General features: G+C 64.4%; 14 protein-coding genes. 9 read left to right on the forward strand and 5 right to left on the reverse strand.

The genetic code is table 11. From position 1 onward, the window contains the following. Nucleotides 1-15: 15 nt before the first annotated feature. From kdpB to kdpF, 3 genes are read right to left on the reverse strand one after another with little or no spacing between them, the layout of a single operon-like run. Nucleotides 16-2,109, reverse strand: a complete 2,094-nt coding sequence (kdpB, locus tag AC1DMA_RS10765; protein WP_478144169.1) for a potassium-transporting ATPase subunit KdpB — start codon at nt 2,107-2,109, stop codon at nt 16-18. A gap of 5 nt (nt 2,110-2,114) precedes the next feature. Continuing rightward, nucleotides 2,115-3,917 (reverse strand): potassium-transporting ATPase subunit KdpA, encoded by a 1,803-nt coding sequence (kdpA, locus tag AC1DMA_RS10770; RefSeq protein WP_478144170.1) that lies wholly within the window; start codon nt 3,915-3,917, stop codon nt 2,115-2,117. Then, complete coding sequence (kdpF, locus tag AC1DMA_RS10775; protein WP_478125057.1) at nt 3,917-4,015, reverse strand: K(+)-transporting ATPase subunit F; 99 nt, start codon at nt 4,013-4,015, stop codon at nt 3,917-3,919. Before kdpF ends, kdpA begins: the two co-directional genes overlap by 1 nt. A 344-nt stretch (nt 4,016-4,359) precedes the next feature. Between kdpF and AC1DMA_RS10780 the strand changes: the two genes are divergently transcribed. After that, nucleotides 4,360-4,620 (forward strand): hypothetical protein, encoded by a 261-nt coding sequence (locus AC1DMA_RS10780; RefSeq protein ID WP_478125058.1) that lies wholly within the window; start codon nt 4,360-4,362, stop codon nt 4,618-4,620. A 141-nt stretch (nt 4,621-4,761) separates the two neighbouring features. Beyond that, nucleotides 4,762-5,736, forward strand: coding sequence for a Bug family tripartite tricarboxylate transporter substrate binding protein (locus AC1DMA_RS10785; protein ID WP_478125059.1), 975 nt, complete (start codon nt 4,762-4,764; stop codon nt 5,734-5,736). Nucleotides 5,737-6,045: 309 nt separating this feature from the next. Here AC1DMA_RS10785 and AC1DMA_RS10790 read toward each other — a convergent pair whose 3' ends face one another. After that, nucleotides 6,046-6,801: an SDR family NAD(P)-dependent oxidoreductase gene (locus tag AC1DMA_RS10790; protein ID WP_478144171.1), complete on the reverse strand. Its 756-nt coding sequence runs from the start codon at nt 6,799-6,801 to the stop codon at nt 6,046-6,048. Nucleotides 6,802-6,907: 106 nt separating this feature from the next. Here AC1DMA_RS10790 and AC1DMA_RS10795 point away from each other — a divergent pair, with 106 nt between their 5' ends. After that, entirely contained in the window at nt 6,908-7,537 is a 630-nt protein-coding gene (locus AC1DMA_RS10795; protein ID WP_478144172.1) for an SOS response-associated peptidase, read from the forward strand. On the opposite strand, the gene AC1DMA_RS10800 is transcribed toward AC1DMA_RS10795, so the two are convergent. Continuing rightward, on the reverse strand, nt 7,534-8,271 hold the full coding sequence (locus AC1DMA_RS10800) for a Crp/Fnr family transcriptional regulator (RefSeq protein ID WP_478144173.1): 738 nt from the start codon (nt 8,269-8,271) through the stop codon (nt 7,534-7,536). The two genes, AC1DMA_RS10795 and AC1DMA_RS10800, sit on opposite strands and share 4 nt — an antisense overlap. A gap of 85 nt (nt 8,272-8,356) precedes the next feature. Between AC1DMA_RS10800 and AC1DMA_RS10805 the strand changes: the two genes are divergently transcribed. From AC1DMA_RS10805 to AC1DMA_RS10830, 6 genes are read left to right on the forward strand one after another with little or no spacing between them, the layout of a single operon-like run. Then, a complete protein-coding gene (locus AC1DMA_RS10805) occupies nt 8,357-10,342 on the forward strand; it encodes an AMP-dependent synthetase/ligase (RefSeq protein ID WP_478125063.1) in 1,986 nt (661 codons plus the stop codon). Nucleotides 10,343-10,364: 22 nt separating this feature from the next. Further along, the gene (locus tag AC1DMA_RS10810) at nt 10,365-11,147 is read left to right on the forward strand and encodes an ABC transporter ATP-binding protein (RefSeq protein WP_478125064.1); all 783 of its coding nucleotides are present in this window, start codon (nt 10,365-10,367) and stop codon (nt 11,145-11,147) included. A gap of 2 nt (nt 11,148-11,149) precedes the next feature. Continuing rightward, nucleotides 11,150-12,079 (forward strand): branched-chain amino acid ABC transporter permease, encoded by a 930-nt coding sequence (locus tag AC1DMA_RS10815; protein WP_478125065.1) that lies wholly within the window; start codon nt 11,150-11,152, stop codon nt 12,077-12,079. 2 nt (nt 12,080-12,081) lie between these two features. Further along, nucleotides 12,082-13,146, forward strand: coding sequence for a branched-chain amino acid ABC transporter permease (locus tag AC1DMA_RS10820; RefSeq protein ID WP_478125066.1), 1,065 nt, complete (start codon nt 12,082-12,084; stop codon nt 13,144-13,146). A gap of 44 nt (nt 13,147-13,190) precedes the next feature. After that, the gene (locus tag AC1DMA_RS10825) at nt 13,191-14,522 is read left to right on the forward strand and encodes an ABC transporter substrate-binding protein (RefSeq protein WP_478125067.1); all 1,332 of its coding nucleotides are present in this window, start codon (nt 13,191-13,193) and stop codon (nt 14,520-14,522) included. 31 nt (nt 14,523-14,553) lie between these two features. Beyond that, nucleotides 14,554-15,366, forward strand: coding sequence for an ABC transporter ATP-binding protein (locus AC1DMA_RS10830; protein WP_478144174.1), 813 nt, complete (start codon nt 14,554-14,556; stop codon nt 15,364-15,366). The last annotated feature ends 106 nt before the right edge of the window (nt 15,367-15,472 follow it).

Consider the following 15,472-nt stretch of genomic DNA (forward strand, 5'->3'; position numbering starts at 1 on the left):
GGAGCCTTGTCAGGCTTAAATCAGATGCACTGCAAGCAGCAGCCAGTCAATCAGCTTGATGCCGACGAATGGGACGATCAGTCCGCCGAGTCCGTAGATCGCCAGGTTTCGCCGCAGCAACGCGGCAGCGCCGACGGGCCTGTATTGCACGCCCTTCAGCGCCAGCGGGATCAGGAACACGATCACCAGCGCATTGAAGATCACCGCCGACAGGATCGCCGAGGAAGGGCTCGCGAGCCGCATCACGTTAAGCGCGGCCAACTGCGGGTAGGTCGAAACGAAGATCGCCGGAATGATGGCGAAGTACTTCGCCACGTCATTCGCGATCGAGAAGGTGGTGAGCGAGCCCCGCGTCATCAGCAGCGCCTTGCCCGTTTCGACCACTTCGAGCAGCTTGGTCGGATTCGAGTCGAGGTCGACCATGTTGCCCGCCTCCTTCGCGGCCTGCGTGCCGCTGCCCATTGCGACTGCGACGTCGGCCTGCGCGAGCGCGGGAGCGTCGTTGGTGCCGTCGCCGGTCATCGCGACGAGTCGGCCTTCGGACTGATAGCGGCGGATCAGCGCGAGCTTGTCCTCCGGCGTGGCTTCGGCGAGGAAATCGTCGACGCCGGCCTCGGCGGCGATGGCTGCCGCAGTGAGCTTGTTGTCGCCAGTGATCATCACGGTCTTGATGCCCATGCGGCGCAATTCAGCGAAGCGGTCCTTGATGCCGGTCTTCACGATGTCCTTGAGCTCGACGATGCCTAGAACGCGATGCCCTTCCGCTACAGCCAGCGGCGTGCTGCCACGGCGCGCGACTGCTTCGGCGGCGCGCAGCACTTCGGCTGGCATGGCTCCGCCGATGCCTTCCACATACCTGCGCACCGCGTCGACCGCGCCCTTGCGCAGGTTGATGCGATCGGCGTCCAGGCTGTTCGGCAAAGGCGGCAGGTCGACGCCGCTCATGCGCGTCTGCGCGGTGAAGGGCACGAAGTGCACGCCTTCGACGGCCCGGTCGTCGGTGCCCCCGCGGCGCGCCAGTTCGACGATGCTGCGGCCCTCCGGTGTTTCGTCGGCCAGAGATGCCAGCAGTGCGGCGCGCGACAGCTTCTCCTGCGAGATGCCCGGCGCGGCGAGAAAGGCGCCGGCCTGCCGATTGCCGTGCGTGATGGTGCCCGTCTTGTCCAGCAACAGCACATCCACGTCGCCCGCGGCCTCGACTGCGCGGCCCGAAGTCGCAATCACGTTGGCCTGCATCATGCGGCTCATACCGGCCACGCCCACTGCGGACAGCAGGCCGCCGATGGTCGTGGGGATCAGGCACACGAGCAGTGCGACCAGCGCCGTCATCGACACCACCGTGCCCGCACCGGCGGCGGCGACGCTGAACACTGAATAGGGCAGCAGCGTGGCGGTCACCACGAGGAACACGATGGTCAGCGCAACCAGCAGGATCGTGAGGGCGATTTCGTTCGGCGTCTTCTGGCGCTTGGCCGCTTCGACCATGCCGATCATCCGGTCGAGAAAAGACTCGCCCGGATTCACCGCGATGCGCACGACGAGCCAGTCCGACAGCACTCGCGTGCCGCCGGTCACCGCGGAGAAGTCACCGCCCGACTCGCGCACCACAGGCGCGGACTCGCCGGTGATCGCGCTTTCGTCGACGGAGGCAACGCCTTCGATCACTTCGCCATCGAGCGGGATCACGTCATGCGTTTCGACCAGCACGACGTCGCCACGCCGCAATTCGGGCGCCTGCACCGGCAGCCACTTGCCACCGTGAAAAGGCTCGACCATCTTCTTGGCCCAGGTGTCCTTGCGCAGACCGCGAAGAGACGCTGCCTGCGCCTTGCTGCGTCCTTCCGCCAGCGCCTCGGCAAAGTTGGCGAACAAGACGGTGAACCACAGCCAGAGCGAGACGGCCAGCGCGAAGCCGGCCGACATGCCGGCCTCACCCGGATAGCTCAGCGAATGCACCCAGAGCAGCGTCGTGAGGATGCTGCCGATGTAGACGATGAACATCACCGGGTTGCGCCATTGCACGCGCGGACTCAGCTTGGTGACCGATGCCCAAAGCGCAGGGCGCAGCAGAGCGGGGTTGACCAGCGAGAGCGAAGTTTTCGTTGTCATGTTCTTCACTTCCAGAGCACGAGGTGCTCGACGACCGGGCCAAGCGCCAACGCCGGCACGTAATTGAGCAAGCCCACCAGCAGCACGGTGCCAATCAGCAGCGTGACGAACAACGGCCCGTGCGTGGGCATGGTTCCGGAGGTCACCGGCAAGCGCTTCTTGGCGGCCAGCGCGCCAGCGATCGCCAGCACCGGCACGATGACGCCGAAGCGGCCGAACCACATGGCGACGGCCAGCAGCGCGTTGTAGAACGGCGCGTTGGCCGAAAGGCCCGCGAAGGCGCTGCCGTTGTTGTTGCCGGCCGAGGTCAGTGCATAGAGGATCTCCGAGAACCCATGCGCAGCTGGATTCGCAATGCCGGCTTTGCCCGCGTCAGCGATGACCGCGATCGCAGTGCCAGCCAGCACGAGGATCGGCGTCACAAGGATCGCGATGGAGGTCAGCTTCATCTCGTAGACCTCGATCTTCTTGCCGAGGTACTCCGGAGTGCGTCCGATCATCAGCCCCGCGATGAAGACGGCGAGGATCGCGAAGATCAGCATGCTGTAGAGACCCGTGCCTACACCGCCGAAGACGACCTCGCCAAGCTGCATCAGCACCATCGGCACCATGCCGCCCAGCGGCGTGAACGAGTCGTGCATCGCATTGACCGCGCCGCAAGAAGCGGCAGTGGTGACGGCGGCGAAGAGGCTTGACGCAGCGATGCCGAAGCGCACCTCCTTGCCTTCCATATTGCCGCCAGCCTGCAATGCGGTGGAGGCCTGGTCCACGCCCAGTGCACCGATCAGCGGATTGCCGGCCTGTTCCGCAGGAATGATGACGACCACGGCCGCGACGAAGAGCACCGTCATTGCCGCGAGCACGGCCCAACCCTGGCGCAGATCGCCGACGACACGGCCGAACGCGAAGCACAGCGCAGCCGGGATCAGGAAGATCGCCAGCATCTGGACGAAGTTCGCCAGCGCCGTCGGGTTCTCGTACGGGTGCGCCGAATTGGCATTGAAGAATCCGCCGCCATTGGTTCCCAGCAGCTTGATGGCCTCCTGGGAGGCGACGGGGCCCATGGCGAGTGTCTGCGTGGGGGTGCTCGCGTCTTCGGTGACTGGATTGCCCTTCGCGTCCTTGAGCGGTTGACCCGCCGCATCGAGCTTCGGGTTCTGATAGGCCGTTGCCTCCACCGTGGTCACGGTCTTGTATGCGTCGAAATTCTGGATCACTCCCTGTCCGACGAAGAACATGGCCATCACGAACGAGATCGGCAGCAGGAGCCACACCGTGACGCGCGTCACGTCGACCCAGAAGTTGCCGACCGAACCTCTGCCGTCGGTGTTGCGCGCCGCAAAGCCGCGTGCCAGCGCGAAGGCCACCACGATGCCGGTCGCGCCAGAGAGGAAGTTCTGCACCGTGAGTCCGAGCATCTGCGTGAGATAGCTCATCGTCGATTCACCGGCGTAGCCTTGCCAGTTGGTGTTGCTCACGAAGCTGACGGCGGTGTTGAACGCCGAATCCGGCGACACGGCGCTCATGCCCGCGGGATTGAAGGGCAGCAATGCCTGCAGGCGCTGCAAGCCATAGACCGCCACCGCGCCGATCGTGTTGAAGGCCAGCAGCGCGACCGCGTAGGTGCGCCAGTGCATCGATTGCGCGGGCGACGCGCCGGCAAGCTTGTAGAGCGGAGCTTCGATGCGCTGCATCCAGCGCGGCAGGCGCCCGTCGCACAGCATGGCCAGATAGCGCCCGAGTGGCCACGCGAGCACGCCCAGCACGGCGAGAAAGAGAGCCGGCAAGGCCCAGCCTGCGGTGTCCATCAGAACTCCTCGGCGCAGATGAGCGCGAAGACGAGGTACGCGAACAGCACCACGGCGATGAGGCCGCCGAATCCATAGATGACTTCGAGGCCAATCACGAGCGCTCTCCCTTCGGCGCTTCGAGCCTGGAGAGCCCGGCGACCATGCCGACCATCACGATCCACAGTGCCGCCAGAGCGGCAATCCACACGATGTCCATCTGAACACTCCTGCATGCGAGACAAGGGCTTCAGTCTCGGCAGGAGCGCATAAAAACGGGGAACAGACTCAGCCAGTGGCCGTAAAGAAAGCGTAAATGCGGGCGGCGGGCAAGCCCGTGCGTGCGCGATTTCACGCAAGCTGCGGCTATTGCAATAGCGAGAGCGCAGTCGTGAAATCGTTGCTATCTGCCGCTCGGCGTGGTGCGTACAAACCTTCCTACGTGATTTCGAAAGGGCACACCATGAACTCCGAAGCCATTGCACTGGTCGTCGACGAGCCGATCGCCGGACACTTCTACTGGGTTCTCCAGAAGCAGGACGGCCCCGACTGCCGACCCATCGACGCAGCCGAAGGCCCGATGCCGACCTATGGCGCGGCCATGATGGCCGGCATCGCAGCACTGCAACGCCGGGCCGACGCACACGGACCGGGCGCCGACATTCCCATCGTCACGGCCTTCGTGGACCCGTTCGAGGACCTCGGTCCGCCAACCGTCCACTGAAGGGCTCGCCGCCATGGCGGCACTCGCGATTCGATACGGCGGCCATCTCGAATCGCGTGTTCTCGGGCAGTCTCGTTCCGGCAAACTGACGGCGCACATGCGCCGCTCCCTGCCGGCGCCTCGAACGACGAGACACCCACCATGATCCGAAAACTCCTCACCGCCGTCAGCGCCATGACCCTGGCGCTGGCCTTTGCCGCCGCTGCGCAGGCCCAGTCCTATCCGTCCAAGCCGATTCACATGATCGTGCCGTTCCCGCCCGGTGGCGGCACCGACATCCTCTCGCGCCTGGTCGCGAACAAGCTCACCGAAGTCAGCCACTGGACCGTCGTGCCTGACAACCGCGCGGGCGCGGGGGGCACCATCGGCATCGCCGAAGCAGTGCGTGCCGCGCCCAGCGGCTATGAGATGGTGATGGGCCAGAAAGACAACATGGTCGTCGCGCCATGGCTCTACAAGAATCTTAGCTACGACCCCACCAAGGACCTCACCGCCGTCGCCCACGTGGCCTACACCCCCGTGGTGATCGTCACCCGCAGCGACTCCAAGTTCAAGACGCTGGCCGATGTCGTCAATGCCGCACGCGCAGCGCCCGACACCGTCACCTTCGGCTCGCCCGGGAACGGCACGACCATTCATCTTGCGGGCGAGATCTTCAACTCGGCCGCCAAGATCAAGATGCGCCACGTGCCTTACAAGGGCTCCAACGCCGCGATGATGGACGTGCTGGCCGGCAACGTCGACTTGATGGTGTCGTCGCTGCCCTCCGCGATGGGCCAGATCAAGTCGGGCAAGCTGCGTCCTCTGGCGGTGACCTCGTTGCGCCGCAGCAGTTCGTTGCCCGACGTGCCGACCGTGGCGGAACTGGGCTACAAGGACTTCGACGTGAGCACGTGGTATGGCCTCTTCATGCCCGCCGGCACGCCGAAAGACATCGTCGAGAAGGTCAACGCCGAAGTGAACAAGCTGCTCGCGACGCCCGACATGAAGGCCGCGATCATTGCCCAGGGTGCGGAGCCGCAGAGCATGACGCCCGAACAGCTGAGCACGTTGCTCAAGAGCGACTATCAGAAATGGCGCGGCATCGTGCAGGCATCCGGAGCGAGTATTGAGTAACACCCCCAGGCTTACCCACTTCGTGTGGCCGCCCACCCCCTACCGGGGGCAACACCGGCGGCCCGGCGAAGCCGGTTCCGCGGTGTTCCTGTTGCTCGCCCCCAGGCTTGCCCACTTCGTGTGGCCGCCCACCCCCTGCCGGGGGCAACACCGGCGGCCCGGCGAAGCCGGTCCCGCGGTGTTCCTGTTGCTCGCCCCCAGGCTTGCCCACTTCGTGTGGCCGCCCACCCCCTGCCGGGGGCAACACCGGCGGCCCGGCGAAGCCGGTTCCGCGGTGTTTCACCGACGGGCCGGGCTTCGCCGGCCTGTTTATTGGTCGCGGACGTCGGCTACGGGGTTGGCGCCGAAGTCGGGGCGGGCAAGGTAGGCCAGTACCTTCGCCGCGGCTGATTCGGGGGAGTCGAGCTTGCCCTCTGACTTTAGGTTTTCGAAGCGGGTGCGGTCGGGGAAGAGGGCTGCATCGGTTTCGCGCAGTTGCACCTGCATGTCGGTGTCGATGACGCCGGGCGCCAGGGACACGATTTTTGCGCCGCCGCCTTTTTCCTCCAGGGCGACCGCGCGCGAGAAGTGGTCCATGCCTGCTTTGGCCGCGCAGTACGGCGCCTGGCTGCCCATCGCATTGCGGCCGAGGCCGGAGGAAATGTTCAGCACCTTGCGCTCTGCACGCCAGCCCTTGGTGGCACTGAGGAATGCGGCGGTGAGGAGCATGGGGGCCTCCAGGCCCACGCGCAGGGCTTGCGCCAAATCGGCAGGCTCGGCTTCGGACAACGGGCGCGGGCGGCCGATGGTGCCGGCGTTGTTGATGAGGGTGGCGCTTTCGAACGCTTTGCCGTCGAGCTGCCCGATCCATGCCGAAAGACGGGCCGCGGCGGCCACCGGGTCTGCGAGATCCTGCTGCCATTGCTCCAGTTCGGCGCCTGCCTTGCGGGCCAGCGCGGCGAATGCATCGTCGCTGTGGCGCGAAATGCACAGGAGCCGGCGACCGGGCTGAAGGAGTTGCTCGGCCATGGCGCGGCCCAGCCCGCGGGAAGCGCCGGTGATGACGGTGAGATGAGATGAAGTCATGAGTTTTGTGAGAAAGGTCTTATGAACAAGGCATGAACAAGCATGCCGCGCCAAAGATCGTATCCCTGCCCTGACTAGAATTGGCCACGTTTTCTTCCACACAGTCATGCCCACCCACTACCAAGCAGCGAGCGAGCCAAGCCACTTCGCCAAGCGCTTCGGTATCGCATTTCGTCCCGAAGAAGCAATCGTCCGCCCCGGCCAGAAGGGCATGTTCGTGCGGCGCCCGCGCGCCGACCGCACAGGCGATCCATCCCAGGTGAGGTTCGAGATTGCCCCGGGCCGCTGGGGACTCATCCCACTGTTTTCAAAAGACGGCCTTGACGCCGACACCTTCGAAGCGCGCAGCGAGACCGCATCCGCCGAGCGCAATTTCTACCAGCCCTGGAAACGCGGCCACCGCTGCGTGATTCTTGCGGACTCGATCTTCCAGGCCGGTGACGCCGCAGATGCGGTGGTTCGGGTGTCCCGCGCAGACGGCGAGCCGCTCGCGCTGGCAGGCCTGTGGAACGGCTGGCGTTCGCCCGCCGGGGAATGCGTCGAAAGCTTTGCCTTCTTGACTTTCGGTGCGCCCGGGCAAACCGAACGCCGCCGAGCAGTCATCCTGCGTGATGCCTGGGTGGATGACTGGCTGCATTGCCCCGTCGAGGAAACCGCGGCCTACCTCCGGCCGTACGCCGACGACAAGCTCGTGCGCCAGACGCTGCCGGCGGCTTCTTTGGCAATGGCCCGCTAGGCGCCCTTCCCCGTTGTTCCGCTGCTTCGCAGCGCCGCCAGATCGAGCACCCGAAGCCCGCCATATTCGACACGGATGGCGCCCTGCGCCTGCAGCGCGCGCAAGGCTTCATTGACCCGCTGGCGCGACAGCCCGATCAGGTAAGCCAGCTCTTGCTGCGTGATGCGCAGCAATTCACCCACCCCCGGAAAGAGGACCGGATTGAACAGCGCAGCCAGGTTGCGCGCCACGCGCACGTCCGGGTTGTTCAGGCGATCGGCTTCCCGCGCTGCGATGAATTGCCCGAGGCGCTCGTTCAGCTGGTTCATGACGAAGCGATTGAAGCCGATCGAATGGTCGAGCAGCCAATGAAAATCGTCCACCGGCAAGCCGGCGACCACGCTCTTTCTCAGCGCCTGGATGTTGTATCGATAGGGCTCCCGCTTGAGCGCCGTTCCCTCGCCGAACCAGCCACCGGGTGGCAGTCCGCTGTAGGTCATGGAAGTGCCGTCGGCGTTGTCGTTGCTCATCTTGAGCAGGCCCTCGACGACGCCGAACCAATAGGTCGGCGAGCGTCCGATACGGCACACGAGATCGCCCGCCTCGGCGTCGCCGACGACCACCGCCGCTTCGGCGCGGCGCCGTTCCACGGACGTGAGCGTATGCAGCCAGGGGATGTTGTCCAGCTCGTCTTCGCGCGCGGGGCGCACGCGGTCTCGGATCGACGACGTGCCGCTGTCGTTGCCAATAGGCATCGGGAAACTCCGGGGAGTAGTGTCCCTAGGATTGTCGTCGTAACGACAAGTTGGCGTCAAAGTTGGTTCTACAGTCCGCCCCATCGTGCAGACCAAAGCCCTCACTTTTCCTCGCCTCTTGCAAGGCCACGCCGAGCGCCAGCCCGACGCGCCGGCGGTGCGCGAAAAAGACCTCGGCATCTGGCAGACCTGGAGCTGGGCAGCGACGGCGCGCGAGGTGCGCGACATGGCCTGCGGGCTGGCGAGCCTGGGCTTCAAGGCCGGCGACAACCTCGCGATCGTCGGCGCGAACCGCCCACACCTCTACATGGCGATGGTCGCCGCCCAGAGCCTGCGCGGCGTGCCCGTGCCGCTCTACCAGGACGCGGTCGCTGCCGAGATGGTTTTCATGCTGGACGACGCCGCCGTCGAATTCGTGATCGCTGAAGACCAGGAGCAGGTCGACAAGCTGCTCGAATGCCGGGACATCCAGAAAGGGAAAGACAAAGGCACACGGCCGACGATTCGCCACATCATCTATGACGACCCGCGCGGCCTGCGGCACTATGACCAGCCGGGTCTGATGAGCCAAGAGCAGCTTCGCGAACTCGGCCGCCGTTGGGGCGCAGCGAACCCCGGCGTCTTCGACCGGAGCGTGGCGTCCGGCGATCCATCCGACGTCGCAGTGATCCTGTACACGTCCGGCACCACCGGACGGCCGAAGGGCGTGTGCCAGACACATGCGAGCTTCATCGCGGCGGGCCGCGGCGGCGTAGAGACCGACAAACTCGGCCCGGGCGACAACATCATGAGCTACCTGCCGATGGCGTGGGTCGGCGATCATCTTTTTTCCGTCGCGCAATGGCTCGTCGGAGGCTTCACGCTCAACTGCCCCGAATCGGCCGAGACGGTGATGAACGACATGCGCGAGATCGGGCCGAGCTACTACTTCGGCCCGCCGCGCACCTTCGAAGGCTTGCTGACGGCGGTCTCCATACGCATGGAGGATGCGGCCGCACCCAAGCGCTGGCTGTATGCAAAATTCATGGAGCTGGCACGGCGCGTGGGCGCCGACATCCTCAATGGCGCTCCGGTGGGCTTCGGCGATCGGCTGCTGTATGCGATCGGCAATCTCGTGATCTACGGTCCTCTGCGCAACGTGCTCGGCATGAGCCGCATCCGCGTGGCCTACACGGCCGGCGCGGCCATCGGGCCCGATCTCTTCCGCTTCTATCGCTCCATCGGCGTCAACCTGAAGCAGTTTTATGGGCAGACCGAAACCTGTGCCTATGTGTGCCTCCAGCAGGACGGCAAGGTCAAGCTGCAAACGGTGGGCAGCGCAGCACCGGGCATCGAACTCAAGATCGCGCCCGATGGCGAAGTGCTGGTGCGCGGCGTATCGGTGCTCAAGGAGTACTACAAGCGCCCCGACGCGACGGCCGAAGTGCTCGACGCCGATGGCTACTTCCACACCGGCGACGCCGGCGTTCTGGATGCGGAAGGCCATCTGCGCATCATCGACCGGGCAAAGGACGTGGGCCGCATGGCCGGCCCCGGCGGCAGTTGCGCCGGCGCGATGTTCGCGCCCAACTACATCGAAAACAAGCTCAAGTTCTTTCCGCAGATCAAGGAAGCCGTGTGCTTCGGGCACGAGCGCGATGAAGTCTGCGCCTTCATCAACATCGACTACGAAGCCGTCGGCAACTGGGCCGAGCGCCGGGGGCTGCCGTACGGCGGCTACGTGGACCTTGCCGGCAAGCCCGAAGTGCTGGCGCTGGTGGCTGAATGCCTCGCCAAGGTCAACGCCGATCTCGCCGCCGAAGACGGCATGGCCGATACCCAGATCGCGCGCTTCATGGTGCTGCACAAGGAACTGGACCCGGACGACGACGAGCTCACCCGCACGCGAAAGGTGCGGCGCGGCTTCATCGCGGAGAAGTACGCGGTGCTGGTCGATGCGCTCTATGGCGCCAAGGCCGAGCAGTTCATCGAAACGCAGGTCAAGTTCGAGGATGGCCGCACCGGCACCGTGAGCGCGACCCTCAAGATCGTCGAAGCAAAGCGGTTCGCGCCGCTGAAGGCGGCCGCATGACGAGCGCGGCGCGAGGGCTGCAATGAACCGGAAAATCGGCGACATCATTCTCGATGTGCAGAACATCAGCCTGAGCTTTGGCGGCGTCAAGGCGCTGACGGACATCAGCTTCAACGTGCGCGAGCACGAGGTTCGCGCCATCATCGGCCCCAACGGTGCGGGCAAGAGTTCGATGCTCAACTGCATCAACGGCGTCTACCAACCGCAGCAAGGTTCCATCACCTTTCGCGGAAAACAGTTCAAGCACATGAACTCGCGCCAGGTCGCCGAGATGGGTGTGGCGCGCACCTTCCAGAACCTGGCGCTGTTCAAGGGCATGAGCGTGCTCGACAACATCATGACGGGCCGCAATCTCAAGATGAAAAGCGGCTTGCTCGCGCAGGCGCTGCGCTGGGGCCCGGCCGAGCGTGAAGAGCTTGCGCACCGGGAGTTCGTTGAACGCATCATCGACTTTCTCGAAATCCAGTTGCATCGCAAGACGCCGGTCGGTCGCCTGCCTTATGGCCTCCAGAAGCGGGTCGACCTCGGCCGCGCACTGGCGATGGAGCCGCAGGTGCTGCTGCTCGATGAGCCGATGGCCGGCATGAACGTGGAAGAGAAGCAGGACATGAGCCGCTTCATCCTCGACGTCAATGACGAATTCGGCACGACCATCGTGCTGATCGAACACGACATGGGCGTGGTGATGGACATCTCCGATCGCGTGGTGGTGCTCGATTACGGCAAGAAGATCGGCGACGGAACGCCGCATGACGTGCGAAACAACGAAGACGTGATCCGGGCTTACCTGGGCGTGGAGCATTGACGATGGGCTTCCTACTCGAAACGCTGTTCGGCGGCCTGATGGTCGGCATGCTCTATTCGCTGATCGCGATCGGGTTCGTGCTGATCTACAAGGCCTCGGGCGTCTTCAACTTCGCGCAGGGCGCGATGGTGCTGTTCGCGGCCTTGGCGATGGCGCGCTTCTCCGAATGGATTCCGCAGTGGCTGGGTTTCGAGAGCCAGGTGCTGGCCAACGTGCTCGCTTTCTTTGCGGCGATGGCGGTGATGATCGTGGTGGCATGGCTGATCGAGCGCCTGGTGCTCAGCAAGCTGGTCAACCAGGAAGGCATCACGCTGCTGATGGCGACGCTGGGCATCGCGTATTTCCTCGACGGACTCGGGCAGTCGATCTTCGGCAACGACATCTACAAGATCGACATCGGCATGCCGAAGGAACCGCTGATGGTGCTGGAGAACATCTTCCAGGGCGGGCTGCTGCTCAGCCAGGAAGACCTGATCGCCGCACTCGTTGCCGCCGCTCTGGTCGTGGTGCTGGCGCTGTTCTTCCAGAAGACATCCACCGGCCGTGCGTTGCGCGCCGTTGCCGATGACCATCAGGCCGCGCAATCGATCGGCATTCCGCTGAATCGCATCTGGGTGATCGTGTGGTCGGTCGCGGGCTTTGCGGCACTGGTGGCCGGGATCATCTGGGGCTCCAAGCTGGGCGTGCAGTTCTCGCTGTCGCTGGTGGCGTTGAAGGCACTGCCGGTGGTGATCCTCGGCGGCCTGACCTCCATACCGGGCGCGATCGTCGGTGGCTTGCTCATCGGCGTCGGCGAGAAGCTCTCGGAGATCTACCTCGGCCCAATGCTCGGCGGCGGCATCGAGATCTGGTTCGCGTATGTGCTGGCGCTTGTCTTCCTGCTGGTGCGGCCACAGGGTCTCTTCGGCGAAAAAATCATCGATCGGGTCTAGACATGTTCTACCGCGAGAACGGCCAATTCAAGTCGACCTACCGCGCCGATCAGCAGATCTTTCCGATCCGGCAGGACCGCGTGCTCATCCTCGCGCTGCTGGTGTTTGCCTTTGCCGTCGTGCCGGTGATCGCGCCGGAGTACTGGTTCCGCGCGATCCTGATTCCATTCCTCATCCTTGCGCTTGCCGCGTTGGGGCTCAACATCCTTGTTGGCTACTGCGGACAGATCTCTCTCGGCACCGGTGCCTTCATGGCCGTCGGCGCCTATGCGGCCTACAACTTTCATGTCCGCATCGACGGGATGCCGCTCATCCTTTCGCTGCTGCTCGGCGGGTTGTGCTCGACGGCGGTCGGCGTGCTCTTCGGCATACCCAGCCTGCGCATCAAGGGGCTGTATCTCGCAGTCGCGACGCTTGCCGCGCAATTCTTCATCGACTGGGCGTTCCTTCGGATCAACTGGCTGACGAACAACTCATCGTCGGGCTCGGTGTCTGTGTCGGGGCTGAGCCTGTTCGGGCTTCCCATCGAGACGGCCGTGCAGAAATACCTGCTGTGCCTGACGCTGCTTGCAGTCTTCGCGCTGCTCGCAAAGAACCTCGTGCGCAGCGCCATCGGGCGCGAGTGGATGGCGATCCGCGACATGGATGTGGCGGCGGCGGTGATCGGCATCCGCCCGGTATACGCCAAGCTCTCGGCGTTTGCGGTGAGCTCGTTCATCGTCGGCGTCGCCGGCGCGCTCTGGGGCTTCGTGCATCTGGGCACCTGGGAACCGGCGGCCTTCAACATCGACCGTTCGTTCCAGTTGCTCTTCATGGTGATCATCGGTGGGCTGGGTTCGGTCATGGGCAGCTTCTTCGGAGCGGCCTTCATCGTGCTGCTGCCGATCCTGCTCAATCAGCTTCCGCGCTGGTTCGGAGTCTCGATGTCGACCGCATTTGCCTCGCACCTCGAATTCATGATCTTCGGCGCGCTGATCGTGTTCTTCCTCATCGTCGAACCGCATGGCCTTGCGCGGCTGTGGTCCACCGCGAAAGAGAAATTGCGCCTCTGGCCCTTCCCGCATTGATTTCGTCAGCAAACCGGCACTTTGGTGCCCATAAGGAGACAGGCATGAAACTGAAATCGCTCGCCGTAACCGCCGCCCTGGTGGCCAGCACCTTCGGCGCGGTGCTCGCACCTTCGCTCGCGCAGGCTCAGGCCAAGGAGCAGTTCTTTCCGCTCCTGGTCTACCGCACAGGGCCCTATGCGCCCAACGGCACTCCCTGGGCCAATGGCAAGCAGGACTACATCAAGCTCATCAACGCGACCGGCGGCATCAACGGCGTGAAGATCAGCTACGAGGAATGCGAGACGGGCTACGCCACCGACAAGGGCGTCGAATGCTATGAACGCCTGAAGGACAAAGGCGCCACGCTGATCGATCCGCAGGCGACCGGCATCACCTTTGCGCTAACGGACAAGGCACCTGCCGACAAGATCCCCCTGCTGACGCTCGGCTACGGCCTCTCGGCCTCGCAGGATGGCAACGTGTTCAAGTGGAACTTCCCCCTGATGGGCAGCTACTGGACCGCGGCCGACATCCTGATCCAGCACATCGCGAAGAAAGAAGGCGGTGCCGACAAGCTCAAGGGCAAGAAGATCGCACTGGTCTATCACGACTCGCCTTTTGGCAAGGAGCCGATTCCGCTGCTGCAGGAGCGCGCCAAGATGAACGGATTCGAGCTGACGCTGATTCCAGTCACGGCACCTGGCATCGAGCAGAAGTCGGCATGGCTGCAGGTGCGCCAGCAGCGGCCTGACTACGTGCTGCTCTGGGGCTGGGGCGTGATGAACTCGACGGCACTCAAGGAAGCAGTCGCTACCGGCTATCCGCGCGAGAAGATGTATGGCGTGTGGTGGGCCGGCGCGGAGCCGGACGTGAAGGACGTCGGCGCCAACGCCAAGGGCTACAACGCACTCGCGCTCAATTCCTCCGGCACGCAACCCAAGGTCATCCAGGACATCCTGAAGAACGTGCATGACAAGGGCCAGGGCACGGGTCCGAAGGAGGAAGTCGGTTCGGTGCTCTACACGCGCGGCGTCATCATCCAGATGCTCGGTGTCGAAGCGGTGCGGCGCGCACAGGAGCGCTTCGGCAAGGGCAAGGTCATGACCGGCGAACAGGTTCGCTGGGGCCTGGAGAATCTTGCGCTCGACCAGAAGAAGCTCGATGCACTGGGCTTTGCCGGCGTGATGCGGCCGATCAGCACTTCGTGCCAGGACCACATGGGATCGAGCTGGGCACGCATCGAGACGTGGGACGGCAGCAAGTGGAATATCGCGCCCGAGTGGTATGAGGCCGACGAACAGATCATCAAGCCGATGGTCAAGGCGGCGGGCGAGAAATACGCGAGCGAGAAGAAGCTGAATCGGCGCGACGCCGCTGACTGCAGCGCTTCCTGAACCGCACACTGCGCGATCACTTCGAGGCACCATGAGCGAACGCAAGGTCCTTCTCGACGTCAATGGCATCGAGGTCATCTACAACCATGTGATCCTCGTGCTGAAGGGCGTTTCGCTCACGGTGCCTGAAGGCGGCATCGTCGCGCTGCTGGGGGGCAACGGCGCGGGCAAGACGACCACACTGCGCGCCGTCTCGAACCTGCTCGCCGGTGAACGGGGCGCGGTGACGAAGGGAACGATCGAACTGCGGGGTGAGCGCATCGAGGCGCTCTCGCCCGCGGAGCTCGTCAAGCGGGGGCTGATTCAGGTGATGGAAGGACGGCATTGCTTTGCGCACCTGTCGATCGAAGACAACCTGATGACGGGCGCCTACACGCGCACGGACGGCAAGGCCGCCGTTGCCGAGACGCTGGAGAAGGTCTATGCCTATTTCCCTCGCCTGAAGACGCGGCGCACCTCGCAGGCGGCCTATACCTCCGGCGGTGAGCAACAGATGTGCGCCATCGGACGCGCGCTGATGGCCAATCCGAACATGGTGCTGCTGGACGAACCCTCGATGGGGCTCGCGCCGCAGATCGTCGAAGAAGTCTTCGGCATCGTGAAGGACCTGAACGAAAAGGAAGGCGTGACCTTCCTGCTGGCCGAGCAGAACACCAGCATGGCGCTGCGGTTCGCGGATTACGGCTACATCCTCGAGAACGGCCGGATCGTGATGGATGGCGAGGCCAGGAGCCTGCGCGAGAACGAGGACGTGAAGGAGTTCTATCTCGGCGTGGGCGGGGCGGACCGCAAGAGTTTCAAGGACGTCAAAAGCTACAAGCGCAGAAAGCGATGGCTGGCTTGATTCACCCCCAGGCTTCGCGCACTTCGTATCGCTGCGCCACCCCCCTCGCTGGGGGCAACACCAGCGGCCCGGCGGAGCCGGTTCCGCGGTGTTTCCCGTATGCACG

The sequence above is a fragment of the Variovorax sp. 05N34 genome (assembly GCF_056397405.1).

What these genes read in the sequence shown, in the direction of transcription:
- AC1DMA_RS10810 (WP_478125064.1), top strand. Translation starts at nt 10,365, where the DNA reads ATGAACCGGAAAATCGGCGACATCATTCTCGATGTGCAGAACATCAGC.
- AC1DMA_RS10790 (WP_478144171.1), bottom strand. Translation starts at nt 6,801, where the DNA reads ATGACTTCATCTCATCTCACCGTCATCACCGGCGCTTCCCGCGGGCTG.
- AC1DMA_RS10795 (WP_478144172.1), top strand. Translation starts at nt 6,908, where the DNA reads ATGCCCACCCACTACCAAGCAGCGAGCGAGCCAAGCCACTTCGCCAAG.
- AC1DMA_RS10785 (WP_478125059.1), top strand. Translation starts at nt 4,762, where the DNA reads ATGATCCGAAAACTCCTCACCGCCGTCAGCGCCATGACCCTGGCGCTG.
- AC1DMA_RS10815 (WP_478125065.1), top strand. Translation starts at nt 11,150, where the DNA reads ATGGGCTTCCTACTCGAAACGCTGTTCGGCGGCCTGATGGTCGGCATG.
- AC1DMA_RS10800 (WP_478144173.1), bottom strand. Translation starts at nt 8,271, where the DNA reads ATGCCTATTGGCAACGACAGCGGCACGTCGTCGATCCGAGACCGCGTG.
- AC1DMA_RS10825 (WP_478125067.1), top strand. Translation starts at nt 13,191, where the DNA reads ATGAAACTGAAATCGCTCGCCGTAACCGCCGCCCTGGTGGCCAGCACC.
- kdpA (WP_478144170.1), bottom strand. Translation starts at nt 3,917, where the DNA reads ATGGACACCGCAGGCTGGGCCTTGCCGGCTCTCTTTCTCGCCGTGCTG.
- AC1DMA_RS10780 (WP_478125058.1), top strand. Translation starts at nt 4,360, where the DNA reads ATGAACTCCGAAGCCATTGCACTGGTCGTCGACGAGCCGATCGCCGGA.
- AC1DMA_RS10830 (WP_478144174.1), top strand. Translation starts at nt 14,554, where the DNA reads ATGAGCGAACGCAAGGTCCTTCTCGACGTCAATGGCATCGAGGTCATC.
- AC1DMA_RS10820 (WP_478125066.1), top strand. Translation starts at nt 12,082, where the DNA reads ATGTTCTACCGCGAGAACGGCCAATTCAAGTCGACCTACCGCGCCGAT.
- kdpB (WP_478144169.1), bottom strand. Translation starts at nt 2,109, where the DNA reads ATGACAACGAAAACTTCGCTCTCGCTGGTCAACCCCGCTCTGCTGCGC.